Here is a 13,141-nt window from a genome sequence, read left to right as displayed (position 1 = left end):
TTTGGAAAATTCTTTCTTAATAACAGGTGATTTATGATTTATATAATTGTGCATGCCCTTGCGCCTATTTTTGTCATTATGCTGCTGGGTTTCTGGGCCGGTAAGTGCGGAATGGTCAATAACAAAGACGTTTCGCTGCTGAATATTTTCGTGATGGATTTTGCGCTGCCCGCCGCGCTGTTCAGCGCCACGGTGCAGACACCCTGGGCCGGGATTGTGGCGCAGTCGCCGCTGATTGTGGTCCTGACCGGGGCGATGTGGATCACCTATGCGGCGATCTATTTCCTGGCCACCGGCGTATTTAAAAAGTCGCCACAGGATGCGGCGGTGCTGACGCTGACCGTCGCCTTACCCAATTACGCGGCGCTGGGCCTGCCGATTCTGGGCAGCGTGCTGGGCGAAGGCTCATCCACCTCGCTCTCGGTCGCTGTCTCTATCGCCTGCGGTTCGGTGCTGATGACGCCCTTCTGCCTGCTGATTCTGGAGCGGGAAAAAGCGCGCAGTGCGGGTGAGAATGTGGGGTCGACGCTGACCATGCTGCCGGTGCTCATGTGGCGCTCCGTTAAAAAACCGATCGTCTGGGGTCCGCTGCTGGGCGTGGTGCTTTCTGCGCTGGGCGTCAGAATGCCGGAGCTGGTGCTTTCGGCTATTAAGCCGCTGGGCCTGGCCGCCACCGCGGCGGCGCTGTTCCTGACCGGTGTGATCCTTTCTGCCCGTCAGCTGAAACTCAACGCCGTCGTGGGCGTCGGCACGGTGGCGAAACTGCTGATTCAGCCCGTGATTGCCTGGAGTCTGGTGCTGGCGCTGGGGCTGAACGGCCCGGTGGCGATCACCGCGATCCTGATGATTGCGCTGTCGGCCGGTTTCTTTGGTGTGGTGTTCGGCAACCGCTTTGGCGTTCAGTCGCCGGATGCTGAAGCCGTGCTGCTGTTAAGTTCGGTGCTCTCTATTCTGTCGTTGCCCCTGTTCATTACGCTGACATCAGGAATGTAATATGACCGCGCCCTGCCCCCACGATCTGCTCTGGCTGCGTGACCGCAGCGCATTAGCCACGATCTCAGCGTGCTGGGTCGGGACGTTCTGGCATCCCGGCCTGCCGGTGGTGGTGCGGCGCGATCATCGCGAATCCGGCCTGATCCCGATTGGGGTGCGCGGTGAACGGCGGGAGCAGCGTGCCGCCGGATGGATTCATCCGGACGATATTGTCCGGGTGATAACGCCGGAGAGGCTGGCCGATCGCCCCCTGCTGCAGGCTTCCCCTTTCAGTACCTTTGCCCCGGTTCGCGCGGCGATCGTGCTGAGTGAGGCGGAGTGGCCGTGGCGCTGGGGGATCACCGGCAGCACCGGTTATGCGCTGGCGACGCAGCAGCCCACGCTGCACGCCGCCAGCGATCTCGATCTGGTGATCCGCGCCCCGCACCCTCTGGACCGGGCTGCACTGCAACGGTGGCAGAACCAGACCGACGCGCTGGCGTGCCGGGTGGATACCCAGGTGGAAACGCCTGCCGGTGCGTTTGCCCTCAATGAGTGGCTGCGCGAGGGACAGGTGCTGCTGAAAACCGACACCGGCCCCCTGCTGACCGCTTCACCCTGGAGCAGAGAAACCTCATGAAAATACTCTTTACCTTTCCCGGCCAGGGCACCCAGCGAGCCGGCATGCTGCAGCATCTGCCTGACGGCGAGGCGCTGTTAACCCGCGTGCGGGCGGTACTGGGCGACGAAACTGACAGGCTCGACAGCGACGACGCGCTGCAGCACACCCGCGCCGTCCAGCTCAGCCTGCTGATCAGCGGGGTCGCCTGGGCGCACGAGCTGATACGTCGCGGGGTGAAGCCGGATATTGTCAGCGGTCTGTCGATTGGCGCATTTCCGGCGGCAGTGGTGTCAGGTGCGCTCGATTTCAGCGACGCCCTGCGGCTGGTGGCATTGCGCGGCGACCTGATGGAGCAGGCTTATCCGCAGGGATATGGCCTGACGGCGATCACCGGCCTGACGCTGACGCATCTGGAAACGCTGCTGCCCGGCAGCCAGACTTACATTGCCAATCTGAATGCCGAAACGCAGATAGTGATTGCCGGTCGTGATGAAGATATGGCACGGGTGGCGCAGAAGGCGCTGGAGGCAGGCGCCAGTAAGGCGATCAGACTGGCGGTGAGCGTGCCGTCGCACTGCGCGCTGCTGGACAAACCGGCGGCAGAACTGGCGCGTGCGTTTGAATCCGTGCGCCTCTCCCGTCCCGATTGTGCTTACCTCAGCGGCTCAACCGCACGGGTGATCCACGACCCGGAGAAGATCGCGGAGGATCTGGCGTTCAATATGGCGCGGACCGTGCAGTGGTATGACACTATGGTCTCGGCTAACCAGCGCGATGCCCGTCTGGCGATTGAGATGCCGCCGGGCAATGTGCTGACCGGCCTGACCCTGCAGGCGGGCTGGCAGGGCGATGCAATCAGCCTGGAACGCAACGGCGTCGACGTGGCAGGTCATCTGGCTAAACGGCTGGAACGGTAAGGTTACGGGCATACATGCGCCCTTCTGCCGCCAGGGCCAGCAGGTCATTGTCGCGTTCGCGGCGATGCGAATAGACAATCGCAACCTGCTGCCGCATCTGGTAAGGCGCTGCGAGCGTCAGCAGCTGGATATTGTTTTCATAGACTTTCCGCATCCTTCCCGGAATCAGCGCCAGGCCAACGCCCGCCTGCACCAGACTGATCATGGAGAAGATGTCATTCACCTTCGTCACCATGCGTGGTTCAAATCCCGCGATCTGAAACGCCTCCTGCGAACCGGCATAGGTGGCAAATCCCTCGGCCAGTGAGACAAAATCGCGGTCGGCATAGTCACGCAGATCGACCGGCGCATCGCCGCTGCCCGTTTCGCCGGCCGGTGCCGCCAGACAGATCGTGTCCTCAAACAGCGGGATCACATCAAACCGGGTCTCGCTGAGTTCGCCCTCATGGGTGGCAATCAGGATCGCGTCCAGCGCATCATCTTCCAGCATATTCAGCAGCATCTGGTTAGAGCCCATGGTCAGATCCAGCTCCAGCGTCGGCCGGCGCAGTTTCATGCCCATAATCAGCCGGGGAATGGTCTCCAGGGTCAGCGAATAGAGTGTGCCAAGCCGCAGCCGTCCTCCGCCGATACCCGCCACTTTGCGGGCCTCCTCAATGCCTTTGCCCATCAGGGCCGTGACGTCGCGACAATAGTCCAGCAGCGTCCAGGCGGCGGGCAGCGGCACCAGATTGCGCCCTTTGTGGATAAACAGCGGGCAGTCGATGCCCTCTTCCAGCGTGTGCAGCGCGCGGTGCACGCTGACGCTGCTCAGCTCCAGCGCTTCCGCCGTGCGGGCGATATTGCCTTTCGTCATAAACATCATGAAGACGCTGAGCTTCCGGAAGGTAATTTCCTGATTGATATTGTCACTCATGGGCTGCCGTTGCCTGTAAGGTCATTTTGCTTTTCCGCATAGTAGCGATTCTCCGCCAGCCTGTAATGATCTGGCTCGCAGCCGGATGATTTACTGCGGCTGAAGGCGGAATCTGCGGAGGTCAGGGAGGAGCGGAACGGGCAGAAAAAAGTGCGGCCGGTTTCCCGGCCGCAGAGCAGATGAATGGACGGCGCGCGCCTTACAGCCTTATCGGTGAAATGTTCCAGATCTCATCGGCATACTCCTGAATCGTCCGGTCAGACGAGAAGTAACCCATGCCGGCGATATTTTTCGCCGCACGGCGCTGCCACTCTTCCGGCTTACGGTAGAGCGCATCCACCTTGTCCTGGGTATCCACATAGCTGCGATAATCGGCCAGTAACTGGTAGTGGTCGCCGAAGTTCACCAGCGAATCGAACAGGTTGCGGTAGCGACCCGGATCCTGCGGGCTGAAGACGCCCGACGCGATCTGCGTCAGCACCTGATGCAGCTCTTCATCGCCTTCGTAATAGTCACGCGGGTTGTAGCCGCCCTGACGCAGGGCTTCTACCTGCGGCGTGGTATTGCCGAAGATGAAGATGTTCTCTTCACCAACGTGATCCAGCATCTCCACGTTGGCACCATCCAGCGTGCCGATCGTCAGCGCGCCATTCAGGGCAAACTTCATGTTACTGGTGCCGGACGCTTCCGTTCCGGCGGTCGAGATCTGCTCAGAGAGATCGGCGGCCGGAATGATGATCTGCGCCAGACTCACGCTGTAGTTCGGGATGAAGACCACTTTCAGTTTGTTCTTCACCTGCGGATCGTTGTTGATGATGTTGGCGACATCATTGATCAGATGGATGATGTGTTTGGCAACGTAGTAGGCGGAGGCCGCTTTACCGGCAAAGATATTGACGCGCGGCACCCAGTCCGCCTGCGGATCGGCCTTGATACGGTTGTATCGGGTGATCACATGCAGCACGTTGAGCAGCTGACGCTTGTACTCGTGAATACGCTTGATCTGCACATCAAACAGCGCATTCGGGTCGAGCACCACATCCAGGTTTTTTGCCACCCACTCGGCCAGCCGGCGCTTATTCTGATGCTTGGCAATCGCCACTTTCTCGATAAACGCCGGGTAGTCGATCTGCGCTTTCAGCTCATCCAGCTGGCTGAGATCGGTGCGCCAGTTGCGGCCAATCTCCTCATCCAGCACCTCTGACAGCGCCGGGTTAGCCAGCGCCAGCCAGCGACGCGGGGTGACGCCGTTGGTTTTGTTGCAGAAGCGGCCCGGGAACAGGCGGGAGAAGTCTGCAAACAGCGACTGCACCATCAGGTTGGAGTGCAGCTCTGAGACGCCATTCACTTTATGGCTGACCACCACCGCCAGCCAGGCCATGCGTACCCGGCGACCGTCGTTCTCGTCGATGATCGAAATGCGCGACAGCAGATCCAGATCGTCAGGATAGTGATCCTGAATCGTCTTGAGGAAGAAGTCGTTAATTTCAAAAATAATGCTGAGATGACGCGGCAGGATCTTGCCGATCATATCCACCGGCCAGGTCTCCAGCGCTTCGGTCATCAGCGTATGGTTGGTATAGGAGAAGACCTGACAGCAGACGTCAAAGGCGCTGTCCCAGCTGAATTTATGCTCGTCGATCAGCAGGCGCATCAGTTCGGGGATCGCCAGCACCGGGTGCGTGTCATTCAGGTGGATGGCGATCTTATCCGCCAGGTTGTCCCAGGTCTGATGCATGCGCCAGTGACGATTCAGAATGTCCTGCACCGTGGCAGATACCAGGAAATACTCCTGACGCAGACGCAACTCGCGCCCGGAATAGGTGGAGTCATCGGGATAGAGGACGCGTGAAACGTTTTCGGAGTGGTTTTTATCTTCCACCGCCGCAAAGTAGTCGCCCTGGTTGAACTTACCGAGGTTGATTTCGTTACTGGCCTGCGCGCCCCAGAGGCGCAGCGTGTTGGTGGCGTCGGTGTCGAAGCCCGGGATGATCTGGTCATAGGCCATCGCCAGGATCTCTTCGGTCTCCAGCCAGCGCACTTTGGCCCCTTCGTGCTGGACGCGGCCGCCGAAACGCACCTTGTAGCGGGTGTTGAATCGCTGAAATTCCCACGGATTGCCATACTCAAGCCAGTAATCGGGCGACTCTTTCTGCTCACCTTCCACAATGTTCTGTTTGAACATGCCGTAATCGTAACGGATGCCATAGCCGCGGCCCGGCATACCCAGCGTCGCCAGCGAATCGAGGAAACAGGCCGCCAGACGGCCCAGACCGCCGTTGCCTAAGCCCGGATCGTTCTCCTCCTCCATCAGCTCGGCCAGATCCAGCCCCATTTCGTCGAGGGCCTGGTTGAGATCGTCATAGATCCCCATCGCCAGCAGCGCATTCCCCAGGGTGCGCCCCATCAGGAACTCCATCGACAGGTAGTAAACCTGTCGCACATCCTGCGACAGCTGAGCGCGGCTGGAGCGCAGCCAGCGCTCCACCATCCGATCGCGAACCGCCAGCAGCGCGGCGTTCAGCCACTCATGCTTGTTGGCAATAGAGGGGTCTTTGCCGATGGTAAACATCAGTTTGTACGCAATCGAATGCTTTAAAGCATCCACCGTCAGCGTGGGTGAAGCGTAAGTGAAAGGTGCATTCATATCCGGTTTTCCCCATCAGTTACATCAGACGCTGGTAGAGATCGCGGTAGGCTTGTGCGGCCACCTGCCAGCTGAAATCCATGCCCATCGCCTGTCGCTGAACATAACGCCACAGTGAAGGGCGAGACCACAACACAAACGCGCGGCGAATCGCCCGCAACAGCGACCAGGCGTTAGCATCTTCAAAGCTGAAGCCACTGGCAATCCCATCCGCCAGGTTTTCCAGCGAGCTGTCGTTAACCGTATCTGCCAGTCCGCCGGTACGGCGCACCAGCGGCAGCGTGCCATATTTCAGGCCATACAGCTGCGTCAGGCCGCAGGGCTCAAAGCGGCTCGGCACCACGATCACATCGGCACCACCGACGATGCGGTGTGAAAACGCCTCGTGATAGCCAATCTGCACACCCACGCTGCCCGGATGCTCTGCTGCCGCGGCCAGGAAGCCCTGCTGCAGTTCGGCATCGCCCTGTCCCAGCAGCACCAGCTGACCGCCCTGCGCCAGCAGGCCAGGGAGCGCCTCCAGCACCAGGTCCAGGCCTTTCTGTTTGGTCAGGCGGCTGATCACGCAGAACACCGGCGCTTTGTCATCAACCTTCAGCCCCATCGCCACCTGCAGCTGCCGTTTGTTTTCCGCTTTGGCTTCCAGCGTGTCGCGGTTGTAGCGCGCGCTGAGCAGCAGGTCGTGGGCCGGGTCCCAGATGGTCGGGTCGACACCGTTGAGGATCCCGCTCAGCCGCCCTTCCCGCATCCGCTGCGCCAGCAGCGTTTCCATGCCGTAACCAAACTCCGCAGAGGTAATCTCATGGGCGTAGGTCGGGCTGACCGCCGTCACGTGATCGGCGTAGAAGAGTCCCGCCTTCAGGAAGGAGATCTGCCCGTAAAACTCCAGCCCATGCATGTTAAAGAACGACCACGGCAGGCCAATCTGATCCATGTGGTGCGCCGAGAACAGTCCCTGATAGGCCAGGTTGTGCACGGTAAACACCGATTTGGCTGGCCGGCCGCGCGCTTCCAGATAGGCGCAGGTAAGGCCTGCGTGCCAGTCATGGGCATGGACGATATCGGGACGCCACATCGAATCCATCCCGCACGCCAGTTCGCAGCCGACCCAGCCCAGCAGCGCGAAGCGCAGGTAGTTATCGACATAGGCAAACTGCGACTCGTCATGATAAGGGCTACCGGGACGGTCGTAGAGGTCAGGGGCATCGATCAGATAGATGCCCACACCGTTAAATTCACCATATAACAGACGTATATGACCGGCAAATGTCTCTCGCTCTGTCACCATCTGGAGATCAGGTATGCCTTTGCGCAATGCAGGAAACGCCGGCAGCAGCACCCGCGTGTCTGTGCCGCCCGCAATCTGCGCCTGAGGTAATGCCCCGACTACATCAGCCAGTCCGCCCGTTTTAAGCAGCGGGAAAAGTTCTGAACAGACATGTAAAACCTGCATCCTCGACCTCATTAAGTTATCCGGCACGCTCCGCGTGCCGATTGCGTAAGTTCCGCTTATCGCTTACAGCCCCGCTTTGGCCAGCCTGGCCAGCATGGCGCGGGTGACCAGTACGATCCCTTCATCCGAACGGTGAAACCGGCGACTGTCTTCATCCGGATTTTCACCAATCACCATGCCTTCCGGTAACTCACAGGCGCGATCAATCACGCAGCGGCGCAGACGACACGAGCGACCCACCACCACATCCGGCAGCAGAACGGTTGAATCAATATTGCAAAACGAGTTAACCCGAACCCGGGGGAACAGCACCGAGTTGACCACGACCGAACCGGAGATAATGCAGCCGCCCGACACCAGCGAGTTCATCGTCATCCCGTGACTGCCGGAACGATCCTGAACAAATTTCGCGGGGGGCAGCGGCTCCATGTGGGTACGGATAGGCCAGGTGACGTCATACATATCCAGCTCAGGCATCACCGAGGCCAGATCGAGATTGGCGCGCCAGTAGGCTTCCAGCGTCCCGACGTCGCGCCAGTAAGGCGGCGCGTTGTCATCGTTCTGGACGCAGGAGAGCGCAAAGGAGTGCGCATAACCTTCGCCGCTTGCCACCACTTTCGGCAGGATATCTTTGCCGAAGTCGTGGTTAGAGCCTGGCGTCTGCAGATCCGCTTCCAGCAGTTCATAGAGATAATCCGCGTTGAAGACGTAGATCCCCATGCTGGCGAGCGACTGCGTGTCATCACCTGGCATGGTGGGCGGCTTCGCGGGTTTCTCCACGAAGTCGATCACCATGTTCTCCTCATTCACCGCCATCACGCCAAACGCCGTGGCTTCATGCACCGGTACCGGTAAACAGGCGATGGTACATTTCGCCTCGTTCACCACGTGGTCCAGCAGCATGCGTGAATAATCCATCTTATAAATGTGGTCCCCGGCAAGGATCACGATGTACTGCGCCTGATAGCGGCGAATCACATCAAGGTTCTGCGTCACGGCATCGGCCGTGCCGCGATACCACTGCTCGGTCGAAAAGCGCTGCTGCGCTGGCAGCAAATCGACAAACTCATTCATCTCTTCATTGAAGATCGACCAGCCACGCTGGATATGCTGAGTCAGGGTATGGGACTGATACTGTGTAATGACGCCAATCCGCCGGATACCGGAGTTGACGCAGTTGGAGAGGGCAAAGTCGATAATGCGGAACTTGCCGCCGAAATGCACCGCCGGTTTGGCACGTTTGGCCGTTAAATCGACCAGCCGCGTGCCGCGTCCGCCGGCGAGGATCAGAGCAACCGTCTGTGTAGGGAGCTGGCGGGCCAGCATCAGGTGTTCTGTTCTATCTAACTTAACCATGTCTGACTCCTTATGATTGCTTTTGGAACACGCACACCCCGTGTGCGGGACCATGCCAGACAGTTAGCAGGATGGGGTTGTCGTCCCCGGCGAAAGGAGGAAGGGCACGCCATTCTCCGTCTGGTAACACGATGTCATTCACCGTATCCGTGGCGTTTATTGTTATTAACCAGCGGCCAGACAGCAGGATCTGCAATCTGTGCAGCCCCTGTGCCCATTCATCGTGCTGCAGTGGCTGGCCACCGGCATTGAGCCACTGCACATTGCCATCACCCTCCTGCCACCAGCGATCCGCGGTCAGCGCCGGAATGCGCTGGCGCAGACGAATCAGTGCGGCGGTGAATCCCACCAATCCCTTCTCATCCGCCTGCCAGTCAAGCCAGCTGAGGGCGTTGTCCTGACAGTAAGCATTATTATTGCCGCGCTGCGTGTGGCCGCGCTCATCGCCCGCCAGCAGCATCGGCGTGCCCTGTGACAGCAGCAGCGTGGTGAGCAGTGCCCGCACGCTGCGGCGGCGACGTTCCGTGACGTCAAAACTGACGTTCAGCCCCTCTTTGCCGTGATTGTGGCTGTAGTTATCACCGTGACCGTCGCGGTTATCTTCCCCGTTGGCTTCGTTGTGTTTGCGTTCGAAGCTCACCACGTCCCACAGCGTAAAGCCGTCATGCGCGGTGATCAGGTTAACCGTGGCGTGGGGCGGCCGGTCGTCGTGCTGGTAGAGATCGCTGGAGGCGGCAAAGCGACGGACAAACTCACCGTTGCTGAGTGCGCCATGCAGCCAGTAACGGCGCGCGGTGTCGCGAAACTGATCGTTCCATTCGGCAAAGGGTGGCGGAAAACGGCCAACCTGATAGCCGTCAGGGCCGATATCCCAGGGTTCCGCAATGAGCTTGACCTGAGAGAGCAGCGGACAGGCGCGTATTGCATCGAAAAAAGGGGCATCACGCCGGTAATCGGGTGTGCGGCCCAGCACCGGCGCAAGGTCAAAGCGGAAGCCATCAACGTGACAGACCCGCACCCAGTAGCGCAGCGCCTCTAAGGTCCACGCCATCACCTGCGGATGGTGGATATTCAGCGTGTTGCCGCAGCCGGTCCAGTTCTGATAGCCGCCCTGCTCATCCAGCCAGTAGTAGCTGGCGTTGTCGATGCCGCGCATCGAGATCGTCGGGCCGATCTCATCCAGTTCGGCGGTGTGGTTGAACACCACATCCAGCAGCACTTCGATACCGGCGGCGTGCAGGTTTTTTACCGCCTGCTGAAACTCCTGCAGCGGCGTGACGCCTGGCTGACCAGAGGCGTAACGCGGATCGACCGCCCAGAGCGCAAAGGGGTTGTAGCCCCAGTAGTTACTCAGGCCGAGCTGAAGCAGGCGCGGCTCGCTGGCAAAATGGACCACCGGCAGTAGCTCCAGCGCTGTAATGCCGAGATCGCGCAGGTAGTTCACCATAACAGGATGACCCAGCGCCGCGTAAGTCCCGCGCAGCGTTTCCGGAATTTCCGGATGCTGCTTCGTCAGCCCGCGAACGTGCGCTTCGTAAATCACCGTGTTACCCCACGGCGTGCGCGGGGCGACATCGTCCTGCCAGTCGAAATCTTCCGCCACCACCCGTGACTTCGGCGCGATGGCCGCGTTGTCATGCGGATCGGGCTGCGCCTCGCCGCCCTGAAACAGCGGGTCATCCGGGACGTCACCCTCAACCGCGCGGGCGCAGGGATCGACCAGCAGCTTCGCCGGATTAAAGCGGTGTCCCTGCTGCGGCGCCCAGGGGCCATGCACCCGGTAGCCGTAACGCTGCCCCGGCTTCAGCGCCGGAACATAACCATGCCAGATATCCCCGCTGCGGCCAGGCAGATCAAGACGCTGTTCACGCCCCTCGTCATCAAACAGGCAGAGCTCGACGCGCCCGGCATGCTGAGAAAACAGGGTGAAATTGACGCCTTTACCATCGTAACTGGCACCCAGCGGTTCGGGATCCCCGGCAGTAATGGTCATTCCCCCTCCCGCACCAGCCATACCGTTGCCAGCGGTGGCAGATTGAGGCTCAGCGACTGCGGTCGTCCGTGACTCTCCTGCTCATCGGTATGCACCCGGTGATTGCGCACATCACTGCCGTGATACTCATGCTGGTCGGTGTTCAGCACTTCGCGCCAGGTGCCAGGCTGATTGACCCCAAAGCGGTAGCCCGGACGCGGCACCGGCGTAAAGTTACTGACGACGATGATTTCGTTACCTTCGCGGTCACGACGTACAAACGCGAAGACCGAATGTTCCGCATCGTTGACCACCAGCCACTCAAAACCTGCCGGATCGAAGTCGAGCTGATGCAGCGGCGTGTAGTACTGATAGGTGTGGTTGAGATCGCGCACCAGACGCTGCACGCCGTGATGCCAGTTATCGCCGCCTTCCAGCAGATGCCAGTCCAGGCTGACATCGTGGTTCCACTCGCGGCCCTGAGCAAACTCGTTGCCCATAAACAGCAGTTTCTTGCCGGGGAAGCCCCACATCCAGCCGTAATAGGCGCGCAGATTGGCGAACTTCTGCCAGGCATCGCCCGGCATGCGGTCGAGAATGGAGCGCTTGCCGTGCACCACTTCGTCGTGCGACAGCGGCAGCACAAAGTTTTCGGTGTAGTTGTACATCATGCCGAAGCTCATCAGGTTGTGATGATGCTTGCGGTAGATAGGATCGACCTGCATGTAGTCGAGCGTGTCGTGCATCCAGCCCAGGTTCCATTTGAACCAGAAGCCCAGCCCGCCACCCTCTGTCGGACGCGTTACGCCAGGGTAGTCCGTCGACTCTTCCGCCATCGTGACCGCGCCGGACGCCACGGTACCGAGCGTGCGGTTAGTGTGTTGCAGGAACTCAATCGCCTCAAGGTTCTCGCGGCCACCATACTGATTCGGCACCCACTGCCCTTCGACGCGGCTGTAGTCGCGGTAGATCATGGAGGCGACGGCATCCACGCGCAGGCCATCGATGCCAAAGCGTTCTGTCCAGTAGAGCGCATTGCCCGACAGGTAGTTACTCACTTCCCGGCGGCCAAAGTTGTAGATCAGGGTGTTCCAGTCCTGATGGTAGCCTTCTCGCGGATCGCTGTGCTCATAGAGCTCGGTGCCGTCAAAGCGCGCCAGCCCGAAGTCATCGTTGGGGAAGTGACCCGGTACCCAGTCGAGCAGGACGTTGAGGCCGGCAGCATGGGCGCTGTCGATAAAGGCGCGGAAGTCGTCACGGGTTCCGAAACGGCGGGTCGGTGCATACATGCCCAGCGGCTGATAGCCCCAGCTGCCGTCAAACGGATGTTCGTTAATCGGCAGCAGTTCGATATGGGTAAAGCCCATCTCTTTGACGTAGGGCACCAGCTGTTCAGCCAGCTCTTTGTAGCTCAGCCAGAAATTGTTGTCGGTATGACGACGCCAGGAGCCCAGATGCACTTCATAGATGGAGATCGGCGCATCGAAACCGTTGGCGGCCTTGCGCTCCGCTTTCATCTCAACGGGCGCAGGCAGGCCGCAGATCATCGACGCGCTCTCCGGGCGCATCTGCGCTTCGAAGGCGTAAGGGTCCGCTTTGATACGCAGATCGCCATTCGCGTCGATGATTTCATATTTGTAGAGCTGACCGTTGACCGCACCCGGCACAAACAGCTCCCAGATGCCCAGCTCCTGGCGCAGACGCATCGGGTGACGGCGGCCATCCCAGAAGTTGAAATCGCCGACGACAGAAACACGACGGGCGTTGGGCGCCCAGACGCAGAAGCGGGTGCCGGTCACGCCATCAATCACATCACCATGCGCGCCCAGGGTTTCGTACGGACGCAGGTGGGTGCCTTCCGCCAGCAGCCACAGATCCATCTCCTGCAGCAGCGGGCCAAAGCGATAGGCATCGTCGACCAGGTTTTGCTGGCCGTGCCAGTTCACCGCCAGCTGATAGCGGAACGGATTTTTGCGGCGGGGGATCACGCCGCTGAAGAAGCCGCGTGCGTCTTCACACGCCAGTTGAGCCAGCTTGCGCCCGGTAGAGGTCTCAATGACCCACACCTCAAGCGCTTCGGGGAGCAACGCCCTGACTTCAAGGCCTTGTGGCGTTCGGTGCATCCCTAGTAACGAAAAAGGATCGGCATAATTACCCGCAAACAGGGCATTGATCGCCTCGCGATCGGGAAGCTCTGACATGACTTTCTTCCTGTGATAACTGGCAGCCGAGATGCTCGCGACACGGCCTGTCGCGCGTCATCTGCGCTGCTCTTCATTGAGCCAT

Annotated in this window: 9 protein-coding genes; 3 read left to right on the top strand and 6 right to left on the bottom strand. The window is 60.0% G+C overall.

The annotated features are described in order from the left end of the window. Positions 1-33: 33 nt before the first annotated feature. Genes HFD92_RS13070 through mdcH form a run of 3 tightly spaced genes read left to right on the top strand, consistent with a single transcriptional unit; the run spans position 34 to position 2,511 of the window. Positions 34-993, top strand: a complete 960-nt coding sequence (locus tag HFD92_RS13070) for an AEC family transporter (RefSeq protein ID WP_167429073.1) — start codon at positions 34-36, stop codon at positions 991-993. A 1-nt stretch (position 994) separates the two neighbouring features. Continuing rightward, positions 995-1,612 (top strand): malonate decarboxylase holo-ACP synthase, encoded by a 618-nt coding sequence (locus HFD92_RS13065; RefSeq protein ID WP_167429072.1) that lies wholly within the window; start codon positions 995-997, stop codon positions 1,610-1,612. Next, positions 1,609-2,511 (top strand): malonate decarboxylase subunit epsilon, encoded by a 903-nt coding sequence (mdcH, locus tag HFD92_RS13060; RefSeq protein WP_167429071.1) that lies wholly within the window; start codon positions 1,609-1,611, stop codon positions 2,509-2,511. Before HFD92_RS13065 ends, mdcH begins: the two co-directional genes overlap by 4 nt. On the opposite strand, the gene HFD92_RS13055 is transcribed toward mdcH, so the two are convergent. The 6 genes from HFD92_RS13055 to glgB form a co-directional block, all read right to left on the bottom strand. After that, positions 2,492-3,427, bottom strand: coding sequence for a LysR family transcriptional regulator (locus tag HFD92_RS13055; RefSeq protein WP_154929094.1), 936 nt, complete (start codon positions 3,425-3,427; stop codon positions 2,492-2,494). The two genes, mdcH and HFD92_RS13055, sit on opposite strands and share 20 nt — an antisense overlap. 199 nt (positions 3,428-3,626) lie before the next feature. Then, positions 3,627-6,074: a glycogen phosphorylase gene (glgP, locus tag HFD92_RS13050; RefSeq protein ID WP_009087747.1), complete on the bottom strand. Its 2,448-nt coding sequence runs from the start codon at positions 6,072-6,074 to the stop codon at positions 3,627-3,629. A 19-nt stretch (positions 6,075-6,093) separates the two neighbouring features. Then, entirely contained in the window at positions 6,094-7,527 is a 1,434-nt protein-coding gene (gene glgA / locus HFD92_RS13045) for a glycogen synthase GlgA (RefSeq protein ID WP_009087749.1), read from the bottom strand. Between the two features lie 63 nt (positions 7,528-7,590). Next, positions 7,591-8,883: a glucose-1-phosphate adenylyltransferase gene (gene glgC, locus HFD92_RS13040; protein ID WP_009087751.1), complete on the bottom strand. Its 1,293-nt coding sequence runs from the start codon at positions 8,881-8,883 to the stop codon at positions 7,591-7,593. Positions 8,884-8,893: 10 nt separating this feature from the next. Next, a complete protein-coding gene (gene glgX / locus HFD92_RS13035; protein ID WP_167429070.1) occupies positions 8,894-10,876 on the bottom strand; it encodes a glycogen debranching protein GlgX in 1,983 nt (660 codons plus the stop codon). Beyond that, on the bottom strand, positions 10,873-13,056 hold the full coding sequence (gene glgB, locus HFD92_RS13030) for a 1,4-alpha-glucan branching enzyme (RefSeq protein ID WP_009087753.1): 2,184 nt from the start codon (positions 13,054-13,056) through the stop codon (positions 10,873-10,875). The genes glgX and glgB overlap by 4 nt, the downstream gene beginning before the upstream one ends. Positions 13,057-13,141: the final 85 nt, after the last annotated feature.

Source organism: Pantoea sp. EKM101V (assembly GCF_011800325.1).
GTDB lineage: Bacteria > Pseudomonadota > Gammaproteobacteria > Enterobacterales > Enterobacteriaceae > Pantoea > Pantoea anthophila.
Note: the sequence above shows the minus strand (reverse complement) of the source record. Positions and strands in the feature narration are given on the sequence as shown.

Excerpts from the sequence above, each read along its gene's own strand:
- HFD92_RS13065 (WP_167429072.1), top strand. The coding sequence starts at position 995 with ATGACCGCGCCCTGCCCCCACGATCTGCTCTGGCTGCGTGACCGCAGC.
- mdcH (WP_167429071.1), top strand. The coding sequence starts at position 1,609 with ATGAAAATACTCTTTACCTTTCCCGGCCAGGGCACCCAGCGAGCCGGC.
- HFD92_RS13070 (WP_167429073.1), top strand. The coding sequence starts at position 34 with ATGATTTATATAATTGTGCATGCCCTTGCGCCTATTTTTGTCATTATG.
- glgX (WP_167429070.1), bottom strand. The coding sequence starts at position 10,876 with ATGACCATTACTGCCGGGGATCCCGAACCGCTGGGTGCCAGTTACGAT.
- HFD92_RS13055 (WP_154929094.1), bottom strand. The coding sequence starts at position 3,427 with ATGAGTGACAATATCAATCAGGAAATTACCTTCCGGAAGCTCAGCGTC.
- glgB (WP_009087753.1), bottom strand. The coding sequence starts at position 13,056 with ATGTCAGAGCTTCCCGATCGCGAGGCGATCAATGCCCTGTTTGCGGGT.
- glgC (WP_009087751.1), bottom strand. The coding sequence starts at position 8,883 with ATGGTTAAGTTAGATAGAACAGAACACCTGATGCTGGCCCGCCAGCTC.
- glgP (WP_009087747.1), bottom strand. The coding sequence starts at position 6,074 with ATGAATGCACCTTTCACTTACGCTTCACCCACGCTGACGGTGGATGCT.
- glgA (WP_009087749.1), bottom strand. The coding sequence starts at position 7,527 with ATGCAGGTTTTACATGTCTGTTCAGAACTTTTCCCGCTGCTTAAAACG.